General features: G+C 48.1%; 18 protein-coding genes, 2 pseudogenes and 1 other annotated feature. Of the genes and pseudogenes, 9 read left to right on the plus strand and 11 right to left on the minus strand.

The annotated features are described in order from the left end of the window. Positions 1-215: 215 nt before the first annotated feature. Both H2P46_RS22545 and H2P46_RS22550 read right to left on the minus strand, forming a co-directional pair. A pseudogene (locus tag H2P46_RS22545) lies at positions 216-965 on the minus strand (site-specific integrase); the annotation flags it as partial. Between the two features lie 187 nt (positions 966-1,152). Continuing rightward, positions 1,153-2,121 carry an IS5 family transposase gene (locus H2P46_RS22550; protein ID WP_193403199.1) on the minus strand — a complete coding sequence of 323 codons (969 nt, stop codon included), beginning with the start codon at positions 2,119-2,121 and terminating at the stop codon, positions 1,153-1,155. 103 nt (positions 2,122-2,224) lie between these two features. Here H2P46_RS22550 and H2P46_RS22555 point away from each other — a divergent pair, with 103 nt between their 5' ends. Then, positions 2,225-2,512, plus strand: a complete 288-nt coding sequence (locus tag H2P46_RS22555) for a hypothetical protein (RefSeq protein ID WP_193406984.1) — start codon at positions 2,225-2,227, stop codon at positions 2,510-2,512. Between the two features lie 298 nt (positions 2,513-2,810). On the opposite strand, the gene H2P46_RS23195 is transcribed toward H2P46_RS22555, so the two are convergent. The 3 genes and pseudogenes from H2P46_RS23195 to H2P46_RS23205 form a co-directional block, all read right to left on the minus strand. After that, complete coding sequence (locus tag H2P46_RS23195; protein ID WP_238939084.1) at positions 2,811-2,987, minus strand: DUF2815 family protein; 177 nt, start codon at positions 2,985-2,987, stop codon at positions 2,811-2,813. Next, positions 2,962-3,120, minus strand: a complete 159-nt coding sequence (locus H2P46_RS23200) for an ssDNA-binding protein (protein WP_338103685.1) — start codon at positions 3,118-3,120, stop codon at positions 2,962-2,964. The genes H2P46_RS23195 and H2P46_RS23200 overlap by 26 nt, the downstream gene beginning before the upstream one ends. Positions 3,121-3,137: 17 nt before the next feature. Next, positions 3,138-3,287, minus strand: a pseudogene (locus H2P46_RS23205) (DUF2800 domain-containing protein); the annotation flags it as partial. An 884-nt stretch (positions 3,288-4,171) separates the two neighbouring features. Between H2P46_RS23205 and H2P46_RS22565 the strand changes: the two are divergent. The 4 genes from H2P46_RS22565 to H2P46_RS22580 all read left to right on the plus strand — a co-directional run bounded on the left by H2P46_RS22565 (position 4,172) and on the right by H2P46_RS22580 (position 7,165). Continuing rightward, positions 4,172-4,351: a con-10 family general stress protein gene (locus H2P46_RS22565; RefSeq protein WP_193406995.1), complete on the plus strand. Its 180-nt coding sequence runs from the start codon at positions 4,172-4,174 to the stop codon at positions 4,349-4,351. Positions 4,352-5,280: 929 nt separating this feature from the next. Next, a complete protein-coding gene (locus H2P46_RS22570; RefSeq protein WP_193406985.1) occupies positions 5,281-5,460 on the plus strand; it encodes a hypothetical protein in 180 nt (59 codons plus the stop codon). A 1-nt stretch (position 5,461) separates the two neighbouring features. Further along, complete coding sequence (locus tag H2P46_RS22575; RefSeq protein ID WP_193403199.1) at positions 5,462-6,430, plus strand: IS5 family transposase; 969 nt, start codon at positions 5,462-5,464, stop codon at positions 6,428-6,430. 102 nt (positions 6,431-6,532) lie between these two features. Further along, positions 6,533-7,165 carry a hypothetical protein gene (locus H2P46_RS22580; protein WP_193406986.1) on the plus strand — a complete coding sequence of 211 codons (633 nt, stop codon included), beginning with the start codon at positions 6,533-6,535 and terminating at the stop codon, positions 7,163-7,165. 150 nt (positions 7,166-7,315) lie between these two features. Here H2P46_RS22580 and H2P46_RS22585 read toward each other — a convergent pair. The 6 genes from H2P46_RS22585 to H2P46_RS22610 all read right to left on the minus strand — a co-directional run bounded on the left by H2P46_RS22585 (position 7,316) and on the right by H2P46_RS22610 (position 12,179). Then, positions 7,316-8,529, minus strand: a protein-coding gene (locus tag H2P46_RS22585) for an IS3 family transposase (RefSeq protein WP_420846556.1) whose coding sequence is annotated in 2 segments (ribosomal slippage) — positions 7,316-8,241 and positions 8,241-8,529 — 1,215 coding nt in all. Because the reading frame shifts where the segments join, the coding sequence is not laid out codon by codon here. Then, positions 8,132-8,248: a sequence feature (AL1L pseudoknot), on the minus strand. Its footprint overlaps the gene before it by 117 nt. 166 nt (positions 8,530-8,695) lie before the next feature. Further along, positions 8,696-8,875 (minus strand): DUF4222 domain-containing protein, encoded by a 180-nt coding sequence (locus tag H2P46_RS22590; protein WP_193406988.1) that lies wholly within the window; start codon positions 8,873-8,875, stop codon positions 8,696-8,698. After that, a complete protein-coding gene (locus H2P46_RS22595; RefSeq protein ID WP_193406989.1) occupies positions 8,868-9,710 on the minus strand; it encodes an antA/AntB antirepressor family protein in 843 nt (280 codons plus the stop codon). The genes H2P46_RS22590 and H2P46_RS22595 overlap by 8 nt, the downstream gene beginning before the upstream one ends. 13 nt (positions 9,711-9,723) lie before the next feature. Beyond that, positions 9,724-10,137: a hypothetical protein gene (locus tag H2P46_RS22600; RefSeq protein ID WP_193406990.1), complete on the minus strand. Its 414-nt coding sequence runs from the start codon at positions 10,135-10,137 to the stop codon at positions 9,724-9,726. Then, positions 10,137-10,364, minus strand: coding sequence for a helix-turn-helix transcriptional regulator (locus H2P46_RS22605; protein WP_238939085.1), 228 nt, complete (start codon positions 10,362-10,364; stop codon positions 10,137-10,139). Before H2P46_RS22605 ends, H2P46_RS22600 begins: the two co-directional genes overlap by 1 nt. A gap of 600 nt (positions 10,365-10,964) precedes the next feature. Continuing rightward, the gene (locus tag H2P46_RS22610; protein WP_193406991.1) at positions 10,965-12,179 is read right to left on the minus strand and encodes a tyrosine-type recombinase/integrase; all 1,215 of its coding nucleotides are present in this window, start codon (positions 12,177-12,179) and stop codon (positions 10,965-10,967) included. Positions 12,180-12,535: 356 nt separating this feature from the next. On the opposite strand from H2P46_RS22610, the gene H2P46_RS22615 reads away from it, so the two are divergent. The 4 genes from H2P46_RS22615 (at position 12,536) to H2P46_RS22630 (ending at position 14,815) form a co-directional block, all read left to right on the plus strand. After that, on the plus strand, positions 12,536-13,771 hold the full coding sequence (locus H2P46_RS22615; protein ID WP_193406992.1) for a tyrosine-type recombinase/integrase: 1,236 nt from the start codon (positions 12,536-12,538) through the stop codon (positions 13,769-13,771). Beyond that, positions 13,768-14,121: a hypothetical protein gene (locus tag H2P46_RS22620; RefSeq protein ID WP_193406993.1), complete on the plus strand. Its 354-nt coding sequence runs from the start codon at positions 13,768-13,770 to the stop codon at positions 14,119-14,121. The genes H2P46_RS22615 and H2P46_RS22620 overlap by 4 nt, the downstream gene beginning before the upstream one ends. 81 nt (positions 14,122-14,202) lie before the next feature. Further along, positions 14,203-14,382 (plus strand): type II toxin-antitoxin system HicA family toxin, encoded by a 180-nt coding sequence (locus tag H2P46_RS22625; protein WP_012906750.1) that lies wholly within the window; start codon positions 14,203-14,205, stop codon positions 14,380-14,382. Between the two features lie 22 nt (positions 14,383-14,404). Further along, positions 14,405-14,815 (plus strand): type II toxin-antitoxin system HicB family antitoxin, encoded by a 411-nt coding sequence (locus H2P46_RS22630; protein ID WP_193406994.1) that lies wholly within the window; start codon positions 14,405-14,407, stop codon positions 14,813-14,815. The last annotated feature ends 175 nt before the right edge of the window (positions 14,816-14,990 follow it).

Here is a 14,990-nt window from a genome sequence, read left to right on the forward strand (position 1 = left end):
TCCTGGCATTCCAGAACCATGCGGACGGCACGCTGCCGTATCTCGGGGGAAAAACGTGTATTTTTAGTCATCCTGTTTACCTCTCTCTCAGGGAGTTTAGTCTCCAGGATTCCCGGGGCGGTTCAGTATGTGTGATTTTGAAACCAACAAATAATTTTATTAAACAATAGATTGTTGGTTATTATTCAATCCTGTAGGGCTTATATTTCAATCGCTTACGCAAGTTTTAACCCTATCTGATTTCCCCCTTGTGTCGTATTTGTGTCGCTCCCTCCCAAAAGTGAGTCAATTTTTCGCGCATGCTCAGTCAAATGATTGGGTGACAGATGCGCATAACGCCTGACCATTTCAATGCTTTCCCAGCCGCCCATTTCCTGCAATGCTGATAACGGCACTCCGGCCTGGACAAGCCAGCTCGCCCATGTATGCCGTAGGTCGTGAAAACGGAAGTCTGTTATTCCGGCTCTGCGCAAACCAATGCGCCAGGCAGAATTATCATCGACACGCATTTTCCTTACTTCTGGTGTTTTTGTTCCGTCAGGGCGATGTTTTGCCTTGGTGTGAACAAAAACGTAGCGAGAGTGTTTACCAATCTGATCGCGAAGAACCCTGCATGCGATATCATTCAGTGCCACGCCGATAGCCTTGCCCGCTTTAGCGTTTTCTGGATGTATCCACGCTACCTTTCTCTGCATATCGGTTTGCTGCCACTTCAGGTCAACGATGTTGGAGCGGCGCAATTCTGTTGCCAGCGCAAACTCTACGGTAGACTTAAGAGGTTCGGGGCATTCATCAATCAGTCGCCGAGCTTCAGCGGGTTCGAGCCACCGCACCCGCTTATTTCTTTCCTGTGGCACCTTGATAACCGGTGACTTCTCAATCCACTTCCAGTCACGTTCCGCTGCTCGCAGTAGTGCCTTCATCAGAGCCAGATGCTTCGCTTTCGTCAATGTGGATGCCGTTCTTTACAGGTGTTTCGCTATAGGTTTCAAAGTCTAACCACAATGTTTTGAATATAAAGACACCTTGCGTATTTTGCCTGCAAAAAAAGCGCTATTCTGCCGGGAGGATGTTAAAGATTTTTTTATCGTTTTTTGGGCTTTGTTGAATAAATCAGCTTCAGGACGAGTGACTCTGTAGCTGACCGGGTTTTCAGGCAATACGCACGCTTTCTGGCATACCAGCCTTCGTTATTTTATTCAGCGCACGCACCATGCCCAAAGCCTCTGCTACCTGACCATCGTAATCACGCAGCGTCAGTGAACCTCCGAACAGTTGCTTTACCCTGTACATGGCCGTCTCCGCTATCGAGCGACGGTTGTAATCTGTTGTCCATTTCCACCGGGCATTACTCCCGGTCAGCCGCTGATTCGCTACTGCACGGTTACGGTCTGCGTACTCTACGGGCCAGTAACCCGCTCCTTTTCGGGGCGGGATGAGGGCACTGATTTTCTTGCGCCGCAGTTCATCGTGACAGAGTCGGGTGTCGTAAGCGCCGTCTGCTGCGGCTGCCCTGATTTTTCTGTGTGTCTGCCGGATAAGACCCGGGAAAGCTTCTGAGTCCGTGACGTTGTTCAGAGACAGGTCCGCGCAGATGACTTCATGTGTTCTGCTGTCAACGGCCAGATGCAGCTTCCGCCAGGTACGACGGCGCTCTTTGCCGTGATTTTTGACTTTCCATTCGCCTTCACCAAAAACCTTCAGCCCGGTGGAATCAATCACCAGGTGTGCGATTTCACCCCGGGTGGGTGTTTTGAAACAGACATTAACCGACTTTGCCCGCTTGCTGACACTGCTGTAATCCGGGCAGCGCAACGGAACGTTCATCAGGGCAAAAATGGAATCAATAAAACCCTGCGCAGCCCGCAGGGTCAGCCGGAACAGGCGTTTAATCATCAGGACGGTGGTGATGGCAAGGTCAGAATAGCGCTGAGGTCTTCCCCGTGATGAAGGCGTTGCCGACTCATACCAGGCATGAGTCGCTTCATCGTCCAGCCAGAAAGTGAGGGAGCCACGGTTGATGAGGGCTTTGTTGTAGGTGGGCCAGTTGGTGATTTTGAACTTTTGCTTTGCCACGGAACGGTCTGTGTTGTCGGGAGGATGCGTGATCTGATCCTTCAACTCAGCAAAAGTTCGATTTATTCAACAAAGCCCGTTTTTTGGTAGAGCATTTACTTATATTGTGTTATTGATTTTTATTTAACTATATTCAATGAGGATTTTTATGCAAATAGTAAACTATTTTCAGGCAAGGTTTTGTAACAGCAGCTATGCAGCTCTTGAGCTAGCTCGTAATAATGCAAAATACGCTGGGCTAGCTGAAAAAATTGTTTCTGTTAAACAATCAAAAGCATGTTGGGATTTGATTATTTCGCACTCAGATGAAAGGAAGGGGCTTGAGTTAAAATATAAAATCAATAAGTATAATTTTGTGTTAAAACAAATTTCAGCCATTAAAAACCGTAATGATAAAAATCACAAGTGTAATGCAGCCTATTGCACCAGACTGTAAACACCATCAGGAGAATTAAAATTTCTGCTTGAATTATAAACATCCGTGTTCTTAATTTAAGCAGCCACCCGGTATAGTGCCGGGGGGTATAGATCATTCGGCGCCAGCGCCTTCGCTTACATCGTCAAAATCAACTTCTGTTGCAACGCTGCACCAGAAAATGCATCACCATCGCGGCAGAACTGAACACCACCGAGCTACGTTTGCCAAAATTGTTACCCATCGCTCAGATTCGATGGTGGCCTTAACGTAGCAACCGACATACGGCTTACCGTCCGCTGTGGTCAACGGGGTACGGTCACGGTCGATAACCTGTGGCACTGGCGAGGACAAACTTATTACCGGGATAGTCCTCGTTTTCTGCTTTTTCATCGCCATCGTGCAGGCAGCCTTTCAGGCCGGTGCGTAATGTTTTGAGAATACTGTTGGTTTTCGGTTCCTGTTTTTTCTTAGCTACCAACGATAGCCGCTTCAATTCCTTTTACGCATAGATGGTCGGGCGGGAAAATAAAGGAGGCGCTAGCGCGTGGTTCACCTTCACCATTAACCTTTTCTGGTTCAAATAATTCCAGAAATGCCACTCGCATCTTATTAATATTTATTTTCATGGATAATTAACTTTAATTCAGATGAGGAATTCAGCGGCTTCAATATCGTCAAAGTCGTTTATAGGGTTGATATTTAATGCCGATTTGGGGTCGAACTCAGGCGCTATTGTTGGTTTTCCATCAGGGCGGGTAATAATCGCTTCTGCCTTCGCCCAACGGCGCGGGTTGGTTAGACCTCAATCTAAACCAAAAGAGAGTGAGCAGAATGATGAGGGGAGCGCATCAGAGTCTGGCGACAAGCAGCCTGAATAAGAGGCAATAAAGCTCACTCAGGTGGGCTTTAGCATCCGGTTTTTAAGCGTCTCTTTCACAACAGTCTTCATCACGAAAAGAACCCTCTGAAGATCGAAATTCAAAATCTTCAGAGGGGATGCAAAGCATCTCTACGTTATAAGGTTAGATTCCTATTGTCTTTATATACGAAACAGAAATATTGGCTGAAAACATATTTTCATCAGAATGCACTCACATTTCTTCAGGACGCATTTATATCTTCATCAGGATGTACTTATGCGAGCGCCTGATGATGTCCTGTCAGCGTAGCCTCTTCTTATTATTAGCTCACCGGTGCTGTCCCCGGATGAGCATATCGCTGTTGTCCAGACGGACGAATTCAGTGTGTCACTACAATAAAGCGTGGACGTGTTTTCCATCAGGTAATGCATGGTTCCGATGGGGCAGGCGGCACGAAGCAGGGTTGTGATGATATCAGGAGGTTACAGCCTCCAGAATTATTAGCCGCTGCGGTTATTCGGTTTATTATGGTTATAAAAATTTTATATATTTTAAATAAGTAACCAAGTGTAATTTTTACGACTTTCTTTAACGGTAGGCATGTAGGTATAACTTATTATTAATCATAGTTTTTTCTTATGTCTGCCATTTTTTTATCCATTCCCGGTTCGGTTATAATAGTGTGGCTTCGCTTTTAACTTATTTGCGCTCTTTGGACTTACGCCTACACTAACTCATGCAACACGACAAAACGGCTAGCGTAATAGAATTTCGCTGGTTGCCATTTTACAAAAGACAATATGTTCAGGAGGATATTATGGCCGAACATCGTGGTGGTTCAGGTAACTTCGCAGAGAACCATGAAAAAGCTTCAGAAGCAGGCAAAAAAGGTGGACAGCACAGCGGCGGCAATTTCGCGAACGATCGTGAAAAAGCGTCAGAAGCTGGAAAAAAAGGCGGTCACAATAGCCATGGCGGCGGACGTAAGTCTGAATAAAAAGAATAGCGCATATTCTTTTTAAGCCACCCGCCCCGGCATACTGTGTCGGGGTTTTTTATGTCTTAAAAACACGGATGAGGAATTTTTAGTGATGTTTTTTATAGCTACCTGTAGAGCAACGGCACCATGGGCTGGGAAGCGATAAGCAGGTTGTGAGTCATCGTAGACGCGGCCTGGCATAAAAAAGCGTCGCCGTTACCGGCTGGGTTCAGTATTTATTTTCTGTCCGGGCTTAATGCCCCCGGCTTGTTTAATAATTCTTAGCGCCTGCTGCAGGATAGCCGAGCCGTAGTAATTTAACTGGCGTAATATTTTTCGCTGTCGTGATTCATTATTAGGCTGTTTATGCCGGTAGGATTATCAGCGAGAATACGCAGAGGTTGATATTGCCGTATAATTTAAGGCTCAATTTTTGGATTTTAATGCTGAAATTAACGCTAACTAAACTTCTCACTGGCGATTCTGTTTCTAACAGATAGGCAGGCTTGTTAGAAATATAACTTTCCTGACTGAAAGTCAATATTTATCAACGTAATCAGCGGTAAAGTAATTCAGGTTCATTAAGTTTATATGCTTTTCTTTTCAGCGGTTTTTCTTTCAGCATTCCTTAAATTCTTCCGTCTTCAGATAGATTGTATCCATGTTTTTCCGCCGTGGGCCAGCACGTTACATTAATGCACCCTGGTGTTATCCACGGGCAAAATATTTAGCGGTTATTACCCTACCGGCAGCCATTTTTCAGGAAACCACTCTTATCAGCGGCCAAACGCTAACCGTGAATAAACCGTAGTAATCTGATTATACTCATCTCTTTTGCTCTTCTGACTCGTTGCTAACCGGCGTTTTAGTGCTGAGGTGAGACTCAAAATTAGTGCCGTGACATCATTGTCTTATGCTTAGATTAGGATCATGCTCAGGAGGTGATAATGACCGAACAAGAATACCGAAAATTGTTAGTGGAAAGAGGGTTTGACGAACCGGTTTTAGTTGAGCGCAACCCCAAAACTCAGCTCAATAATCATATATATTCTTTTGAGGCGATGGCTCTGATCATTAGCGGCGACATCACCATTTTGGCTTTGTTGAATAAATCGAACTTTTGCTGAGTTGAAGGATCAGATCACGCATCCTCCCGACAACACAGACCGTTCCGTGGCAAAGCAAAAGTTCAAAATCACCAACTGGCCCACCTACAACAAAGCCCTCATCAACCGTGGCTCCCTCACTTTCTGGCTGGACGATGAAGCGACTCATGCCTGGTATGAGTCGGCAACGCCTTCATCACGGGGAAGACCTCAGCGCTATTCTGACCTTGCCATCACCACCGTCCTGATGATTAAACGCCTGTTCCGGCTGACCCTGCGGGCTGCGCAGGGTTTTATTGATTCCATTTTTGCCCTGATGAACGTTCCGTTGCGCTGCCCGGATTACAGCAGTGTCAGCAAGCGGGCAAAGTCGGTTAATGTCTGTTTCAAAACACCCACCCGGGGTGAAATCGCACACCTGGTGATTGATTCCACCGGGCTGAAGGTTTTTGGTGAAGGCGAATGGAAAGTCAAAAATCACGGCAAAGAGCGCCGTCGTACCTGGCGGAAGCTGCATCTGGCCGTTGACAGCAGAACACATGAAGTCATCTGCGCGGACCTGTCTCTGAACAACGTCACGGACTCAGAAGCTTTCCCGGGTCTTATCCGGCAGACACACAGAAAAATCAGGGCAGCCGCAGCAGACGGCGCTTACGACACCCGACTCTGTCACGATGAACTGCGGCGCAAGAAAATCAGTGCCCTCATCCCGCCCCGAAAAGGAGCGGGTTACTGGCCCGTAGAGTACGCAGACCGTAACCGTGCAGTAGCGAATCAGCGGCTGACCGGGAGTAATGCCCGGTGGAAATGGACAACAGATTACAACCGTCGCTCGATAGCGGAGACGGCCATGTACAGGGTAAAGCAACTGTTCGGAGGTTCACTGACGCTGCGTGATTACGATGGTCAGGTAGCAGAGGCTTTGGGCATGGTGCGTGCGCTGAATAAAATAACGAAGGCTGGTATGCCAGAAAGCGTGCGTATTGCCTGAAAACCCGGTCAGCTACAGAGTCACTCGTCCTGAAGCTGATTTATTCAACAAAGCCGCAATGGTATTGACACAACTGAGGAATTGGTCGTTTTTGCCAAAGAATTGGAACCCCGCGCCCTTTCCGTTGAGTTAGTTTGTGCTGCTATTGGCCGCTTGCTTGACCTTCCAATCCCTGAGCCCTTATTGCTTATTGATGAGTCTGGTAAGTATTACTTCGGCAGCGTAGATGCTGCATACCCCAGCTTCCACCAATACATCATTGATCACGAGAATAAAGGTATTAAGGAAAGGCTTGCGCAGTGGCCACTTCTCAAGGCCGCAGCATTTTTCGATGAGTGGATTGCCATGGATGACCGCAGCAATGGAAATATCTTATTCAACGGTGAGACGTTTGCTTTGATTGACCATGAATCTGCTATCTCTTCGCAGATTCAACAAGATTGTTTTGGAATCGATTATTATTCTAATCAGTTGTTGCAAGTTGCCATCAACGACATTGATTACAGTGATGAGCTACTAGTTCAAAAAACAGCCAATGAGGCTAACTCTTGGGTAGTAAATAATGCGAGCGCTTCTGTCAATAACTTGGAAGTTCATGTATCTAACGTTATAGCCGACCCAGTAAAACGCGAACTAATTTCATTCTTAGCCGGTAGAATTGAGTCTTTAGGTGCGATACTTTATGAGCAGATTAAGCCTCAACAGCAGCAGATGAACTACAATGCTCAACCTTGAATTTTTGATTAAAAACATACCTCCTATGCCTGGCATCAAAGGTCAGTGGAGATCATTTTATCTTGAGCCAATGTTGGGTTCTGGTGAACGCTTAACCATAATGGTCGCTGAACCGCCCCGGTTTTCCGGGAGAGTATTTTAGTTGGGAACTCAGGCTGCCAGATCCTTATTCCCGATGGAAGCATAATATGCCCGTTCGGCTTCTGCCGGTGGGATATGCCCCAGTCTTTCCAGCAGCCGGCGATTGTTGTACCAGTCCACCCACGCCAGCGTCGCCAGCTCCACTTCGCCGCGGTTTTTCCAGCTTTGCCTGTGTATCACCTCCGCTTTGTACAGGCCGTTGATGCTTTCGGCCATCGCGTTATCATAAGAGTCACCCGTGCTTCCCGTTGAAGCCAGAAGCTCCGCCTCCTGCAACCGCTGTGTGTAGGCCAGCGACACGTACTGTGAACCTTTGTCGCTGTGATGGATGGTTCCTGATGGCCGACGGGCCCCCAGCGCCTGCTCCAGCGCATCCCGCACGACCGTCGTCTCCATCGACGATGACACCCGCCAGCCCACGATGCGACCGGCGAACACGTCGATAATGAACGCTACGTATGCGAAGCCCTGCCAGGTGCTGGCGTACGTGAAGTCTGCCACCCACAGCTGGTCAGGGCGTTCAGCCACGAACTGACGGTTCACCCGGTCATGCGCGGCAGGGGTCTTACGGCTGACGGTGGTTCGCACCTTTTTACCTCGCAGTACGCCGGTTAGGCCCATGGACTTCATCAGCCTCGCGATGGTGCATCGGGCCACGCTGAAGCCCTCCCGTAGCAGCTGGCGCCAGACCTTGCGAACACCATAGACGCCGTAGTTTTCGTCGTACACGCGCTGTATCTCCTGCTTCAGTTTCTCATCACGCTGGTCGCGATGGCTACGTCTGTCAGGATGCAGCTGATATTCACGGTAGCGGTAGTATGACGACGGGGCGATATCCAGCTCATGGCATACCGGTCCGACCCCGTATTCATCGCTCAGGGTATCCACCAGGAGGGCTATTTTTTCCAGAGGCGGTCGAACTCCGCCTTCGCAAAATAAACTGAGGCCCGCCGCAGGATATCATTGCTTCGCCCCAGCTCGCGGTTCTCACGCTCCAGCTCTTTCAGGCGCTGGCGCTCAGTGGTGGAGAGACCACCATCACCGCCACCGGCATCACGTTCATACTGACGCAGCCAGATACGCAGGGTCTCCGGCGTGCAGCCGATTTTAGGGGCGATGGAACTCAGGGCTGCCCACTGTGAGTCATATCCGTCCTGGCATTCCAGAACCATGCGGACGGCACGCTGCCGTATCTCGGGGGAAAAACGTGTATTTTTAGTCATCCTGTTTACCTCTCTCTCAGGGAGTTTAGTCTCCAGGATTCCCGGGGCGGTTCAGTCAGGCACAAAGCCAAACTTTTGGCTGAGTGGATGTCAGGTTTTGTGAGGTTCTCTGGACTAGCATTCACTAACAGGCCAGCCAGCGGGAATCGCTTACTCTGGACGGTAATCATGGCTTCACCTCTTTGAACTCACGCATAAAGCGCTCCAGTGACTGCTTGCAGGGTGCTGAATAACCATCCCTATAGAAGGTCACGCGATTAAATTGCACGCTGTGTACTGTGACCATCGCGCCGCTGGCATCTTGATAGCGCACGTTTGGGGTTGGATTTCTGGTGGGCTTAGTCATGGGCTGCCTCCAGGCGTTTAGCCAGCCACCGCTGAGACAGGCGCATCAGTTCGTCTTTCCGCTGGTCATAGTCCATGCCCATATCAATCAGTGTGATGTTGGTGCTTTCGAGATAGGTGAGGTGCTCCAGTTGGGATGAATTCATGCCGTCGCGTGGTTCGCCCTGAACGCCATTCACCTGCGCCCACTGTTTAGCTGTGAGACCACCCAAGACAATACGGGCGATCATGTTGCTCTCGTTGCTGTAGTGACGGGGTAAAGTCTGTTTTCCCTGTTCTGCACGGGCAACATCCAGAGCGGCGCACATCGGCTTAAACATGTTAGCGGCACTCAGGCGGGCTTTAAGCTGGTGGCGATACTGTGCGGCAATCTCAGGCACGCTACGCTGTAGCGCCTCTTCACACTGGATGAAGTAGCGGCGTATGGCACGGCCCTGCTCATTGCGCTCAACCATTGCCACTTCTTTTGCCATCCCAAGCGAAAGGCCATAATCCTTACTGCGACGATCACCGCCGCGCTGCGTTACCCATCCGCGCCCAGCCTGTGCAATATTTGCACTTTGATTCCTGAAATCTGAGGAATCAAAAATCACGTAATCAGCACCGTGGGTAAACCCATATTCATCAATGCGGAGTTTTATCCAGGTAGAAAAGTCATTACCCACGCCTAATGCTTTATGCAGAGCTTTTGCACTAACAATATTGGTCTCACGCCCACCGATTTGACCGGAAATAACCGGGACAATATCGGCAAAGTCATGGGTTGAAATATCGTTGATGCTGGTGGCGAGCTGAGGGACGGCCTCAGAAATTAATCTGCTTTTTTCAGTTTCCATTTGTCAGGCTCCGTTAAGCGGCGTTGAAAGCATCTGGGTAGAGGGAAAGAATGTCGTTAATCTCATGCTGAGACAGGCCGGTATAGCCACCAGCAGCGGCATTGCTATTAACCAGTTGAATAACTCGCATCACGTCAGCGCGACAGGTGATCCGGTAACGGAAGTGGCTACCAATGCCATCACCGTTAGGCTCGTCGATGCGCTCAAGACGAATATCAAGCCTTCTTTCCAGCTCTGTCGCGTAATTACGGGCGCTGGATAAACGGCAGTAGCGTAGGATCTCATTCTCAGTGAAGCCGTTAACGCCGGTACGCAACATGTAGACGCGAGCGCGGTGTTTCTTGGGTGATGGCTTAATGACTGTGGCAGGCGTAAAATCAGATGCGCCAGCTCCCTGATTAGCCGCCTGTAATGGGCGGTTATCCATTAAGCCACCTCTCTGCGAGATTCAGCAATGCGCTGATTAATCCATTCGTCAATTTCGTTTTCGACAAAAGCAATTGAACGTGATCCAATCTTCACTGGCTGCGGAAATCGTCCCTGAGCAATCAATTTGTAAATCCAAGCGCGACTGTAACCGGTGCGATTTAATACTTCTGAAAGGCGGACTAACTTTTTAGATGTTGTCATGTCGGCTCCATGTTTTTCAGACATAAAAAAAGCCCAATCCAGACAGAAAGGGCTTATTAAAATTCCAGATTTTTGATACGCGAAAAGCCACAACATGATTAGCATGTGTGGTTATGAGTACTATAGATTGGGTTTAGATCAAATTTAGCACGTTCAGATGCAAGGTATGATGACCTAATTAATAGATTTTAAAGTACATGGCTATGTTCTAGCAGCGCCATGGATGCTGCTTTTACCCTTTACTGGGTGAACTATGATCGCTTCTCATCGATCTCTCCTGATTCAGGAGTGCCATGGCTTTAAAAGAGCCTAAATCCTTTGAAACGTGAAAAACTGTCTTGACCCATGCTCAACAAACAAAAAGCGAAACGCATAGGATTTGGCCAGACACCTTTTCGGCATAGGGCAAAGGATTCAGAATTTAAAAGAGCAAATAAGGGTTTCGCTTTTCAGCGACGTAGGACTCCATGTCCGTTGTGAAAAGAGCATCAGCCTTTTTCAGGCTTTGGCCTCTACTGACTTTAGCTGTGCCAGCTTCCGGTGCTTCACCGGATACCTTGTTAAAGAGCAAATAATATCCACTGGTGTGCAATATAGATCACTACTGTTTACTTTTCCAGTGTTTTAAGCACGCTTCCCAAACGAACCATGAACTACGTTTCCACCATTCTCCAGCGCATCCATATAATCGGCATACCATTGAAGCATTTCACGGCGACCATCCAGATATTGGGCGTGATTGTAGGTGCCACGAATACTGTTCTTATCTGCGTGAGCCAATTGCGTTTCAATCCAGGCTGTGTTGTAGCCTTGCTCATGCAGAATGGTGCTCATAGTGTGCCGGAAGCCGTGACCGGTAGCTTTGCCGTCATAGCCGATGCGTTTAATCATCTGATTGATACTCGCCTCGCTCATCGTCTTCCCAGCATCGTTGCGCCCGGGGAACACATAGCGCCCTCTTCCCGTCAGCTGGTGGATTTCTTCAAGGAGAGATTTCGCCTGGATGGAAAGCGGCACTACATGAGGGCGGCGCATCTTCATCCGTTCTGCAGGTATCTGCCAGATTCCTTTCTCTAAATCGAACTCAGTCCATTCAGCAGCACGTAATTCAATCGTGCGTGTACCAGTAAGCATCAACAGCCGGGTGGCATTTTGTGTAACCTTACTGCCAGTGTATTCACTGAGTGCGCGAAGGAAGCCGCCAATCTGTTCGGTGAGAAGATGAGGGAAATGCTTTTGCTTTGGCGCTTTTAGTGCGCCAGCGAGATCGGTAACAGGGTTATGCTCTGCTCTGCCGGTGATGACGGCGTAGGTAAAAATCTGACGGCAAGCCTGGCGGGTTTTCTTCAGTTTATCCAGAACGCCGCGCTGCTCCATCTTTCTGAGCACCAGCAGCATTTCTGCCGCTTTGATTTCCGCGATGGCGCGTTTACCGATGAATGGGAAAACATCTTTCTGCAGGTACTCCTGAATGTCGCTGGCATAGCCTTGTGACCAGTTGGGACGCTTATGCTCATGCCATTCAATCGCCAGTGCTTCGAAGCTGTTACTGACCGCCAGAATCTTAGCCTGCTTTTCCGTCTGTTTAACTTCACCCGGATCACCACCAGCAGCTAAAGTGCGTTTTGCTTCATCACGCTTCGCCCTGGCATCGGACAGAGAGACATCAGGATATACCCCCAGCGCCAGCAGCTTTTCTTTTCCGGCAACGCGGTACTTTAAGCGCCAGTATCGTGAGCCATTGGTGTTAACGAGAAGGTAAAGACCGCCGCCGTCAGAGAGCTTGTAGGCTTTATCTTTGGCCTTTGAAGTGTCCACTGTGCGGGCATTTAGTTTCAATTTGGGGGTATCTCATTTCGTTGAACGGGAAACTACCCCCAAATGCACCCCCACATGATTATTGATTTCAATAGATGTTAGTAGACGTTGAGATAACGAGATTCGCGGGAGGGTGCTTACTGACTGGGGTTTTGTGTACTTTAGTAGACGACAGAAGAAGTGAAAATGGCACGCCCTACAGGATTCGAACCTGTGACCTACGGCTTAGAAGGGCGCTACGACGCGGTTTTAGCTAGTTTCCGCCGATTTCATTAAGTTTCAATATTATGTTTTTAAACAAGTTTTAAGTGTTGTATGGTGTCACGTAGTTTCATATCATTTCTGCCTAACTTGACCCGTAACTTGACCTTAAAACTATGGCGAGCACACTACTCACTGACAGCAAAATACGCGGACTAAAACCCAAGACCTCCGCCTACTATACATGGCAGGCATCCGCAACAAGAGGGACTGGTCGGCTGGGGTTAAAAACTTATCCTTCGGGCCGTAAGACCTTCGTGTATCGTTATTTCCTCAACGGAAAAGAAAAGTTCGTTAACTTGGGTGACTTTCCCACACTCACCCTTGCCGATGCCACGGCAAAGGCCCTTACCGCAGCCGCAAATCTCACCGAGCCACAAAAATCAATTACAGTTCATGCCAGTATAAAACAACTGTTTGACGATTACATCACCGCCCAGAAAAAGCTAGGGCATCGATCTTATGACAAAACTAACAGCAGGCTCAACCAGGTGTTAGCCAGTAAGTACATTGACCCTGCTACACCAGCTAAAGAAATCACACCAGTTCAGATAAAGCATGTTCTTGCTGAGTTCATAGAACGTGGAGCAAATGCCGGGGCAAATAAGGTCAGAGCTAATCTTCATGCCGTATTCAATTTTGGGCTATTCGCTGACAACGATCCGGCGAACGTTAACGGGAAAACCATTTACGGGCTTGACCGAAACCCGGTAAGTGTCATTCCACCGCAAAAGGGCGCAGATAAGGCTCTGGATCGTTTTTTGTCATGGGACGAACTCAGCGAGCTATTGCGATTACTAATAGTACCGGAATCAGCTTGTCCTATACATCCTGACTTCGCTCAACTGCTCTTGTTGTGTATCTTTAGCGCCGGTCAGCGTCCGTGGGAGATAATGACCAATACCAGCGACCAGTGGGATGAGAAAAACATGACTCTGACAGTCCCCCCACACATATCAAAAAATAGTGATTTTCACGTTATTCCGCTGAACAAAACTGCCATGAAGATCCTGAAACGCCAAAGGGAAAAATACCCAGACGCGGCTTTTCTATTCCCCGGCAATACCAAAGAAGGTCATTTGCTGTCTGCTGAGTATAGTAAGCAGTTACGAAAATTCTGCAAACTAACCGGTTTTGAGAAGTTCACCCCCAGAGATATTCGTCGCACCTTCAAAACTTTGGCGGGGGATATGGGGATCAGTTCAGAAATGCGCGACAGATTACAAAATCACAAAAAACCAGGGGTATCGACCAAACACTATGATCGTTACGATTATCTGAGAGAGAAACGTGAAATTATTGAGCAATGGGAATCGCGTCTGATTGATTTACATGGAGAGAATAAATTATGAAAACATCTGAATTAATCGTCAAGTTGCAAGAGATTGACAAAACAGTTCCTTTTGATGCCGATATCGTCACCGGAGAAGACTGGTTACCACAACACCTTACTAAGGTCTATCACGAACCCCCATATACATTCATTGAGTTCGAATCCTATGCCGAAGATGAATGGGGGAGTGAAAGTGAAAATAACCGCCTTGCTTCAATAACAGAACTTGCTACACGCGCCCATATGCTCGAACAAATGGTGGAAATGATAGAGAAACATCCAGATTTTTCACCGCAAGACATCTCCCATGAAATGAAGGAACTATCCGGCAAAATGCACTCCATGATTAAAACGCTACGAAATAAATAACCCCTATAACCCCAAATCACTTGACCGCCAGCACACTAAGGGTTATTATAACCCCATAAAAACAACACAGAGAGCCGGAGGATGGATAGCAGGAATGCAATAGCAATGATAGAAGCCGATGGGTGGTATCTGGTGAGAGTTAAAGGTAGCCATCACCAGTTCAAGCACCCAACGAAAAAAGGGCTGGTAACGGTAAAACATCCCCAAAAGGACATACCGCTACCAACACTAAAAAGTATCAAAAAACAGGCGGGGCTTTAAGCCCCACCTACTGGAGGTTTAAATGTTATACCCTGTTGCTATTGATAAAGGCGATTCATCCTTCGGCGTTCGCGTCCCGGATATTCCCGGCTGCTTCTCTGGCGGCGACAGCTATCAGGATGCGATTGAGAGCGTACGTGAGGCTATCGACGCACATATAGAATTACTGGTGGAAGATGGCGAAGCAGTGCCGGAGGCGACCAGCGTGGAAAACTGGCTGGCAGATCCCGATTATGCAGGCGTAGTGTGGGCGCTGGTTGATGTGGACGTTACCCGGTTAATGGGGAAAGCGGAAAAAATCAACGTCACACTCCCCTCGTTGCTGATCCGCCGTATCGATCAGTTTGTCGCTGCGCATCCTGAGTACGGTAGCCGTTCCGGCTTCCTGTCCCGCGTGGCGGCTGATAAAGTGATCGGACGAGAAAAACGTTAAGCCTCGCAAGAGGCCTTATATTAAGTGCATTTATAAGGTAATTTCATGCGTTACCGTTCCGATATTGATGGGTTAAGAGCAATAGCTGTTATCCTTGTACTTATATTCCATGCTGGGAGCGATTTATTCCCATCGGGGTTTATTGGTGTTGACATATTTTTTGTTATTTCAGGAT

It is taken from the genome of Mixta mediterraneensis, assembly GCF_014946725.1.
GTDB lineage: Bacteria > Pseudomonadota > Gammaproteobacteria > Enterobacterales > Enterobacteriaceae > Pantoea > Pantoea mediterraneensis.

Excerpts from the sequence above, each read along its gene's own strand:
- H2P46_RS22555 (WP_193406984.1), top strand. The coding sequence starts at position 2,225 with ATGCAAATAGTAAACTATTTTCAGGCAAGGTTTTGTAACAGCAGCTAT.
- H2P46_RS23200 (WP_338103685.1), bottom strand. The coding sequence starts at position 3,120 with ATGAAAATAAATATTAATAAGATGCGAGTGGCATTTCTGGAATTATTT.
- H2P46_RS22565 (WP_193406995.1), top strand. The coding sequence starts at position 4,172 with ATGGCCGAACATCGTGGTGGTTCAGGTAACTTCGCAGAGAACCATGAA.
- H2P46_RS22570 (WP_193406985.1), top strand. The coding sequence starts at position 5,281 with ATGACCGAACAAGAATACCGAAAATTGTTAGTGGAAAGAGGGTTTGAC.
- H2P46_RS22590 (WP_193406988.1), bottom strand. The coding sequence starts at position 8,875 with ATGACTAAGCCCACCAGAAATCCAACCCCAAACGTGCGCTATCAAGAT.
- H2P46_RS22595 (WP_193406989.1), bottom strand. The coding sequence starts at position 9,710 with ATGGAAACTGAAAAAAGCAGATTAATTTCTGAGGCCGTCCCTCAGCTC.
- H2P46_RS22600 (WP_193406990.1), bottom strand. The coding sequence starts at position 10,137 with ATGGATAACCGCCCATTACAGGCGGCTAATCAGGGAGCTGGCGCATCT.
- H2P46_RS22605 (WP_238939085.1), bottom strand. The coding sequence starts at position 10,364 with ATGTCTGAAAAACATGGAGCCGACATGACAACATCTAAAAAGTTAGTC.
- H2P46_RS22615 (WP_193406992.1), top strand. The coding sequence starts at position 12,536 with ATGGCGAGCACACTACTCACTGACAGCAAAATACGCGGACTAAAACCC.
- H2P46_RS22620 (WP_193406993.1), top strand. The coding sequence starts at position 13,768 with ATGAAAACATCTGAATTAATCGTCAAGTTGCAAGAGATTGACAAAACA.
- H2P46_RS22625 (WP_012906750.1), top strand. The coding sequence starts at position 14,203 with ATGGATAGCAGGAATGCAATAGCAATGATAGAAGCCGATGGGTGGTAT.
- H2P46_RS22630 (WP_193406994.1), top strand. The coding sequence starts at position 14,405 with ATGTTATACCCTGTTGCTATTGATAAAGGCGATTCATCCTTCGGCGTT.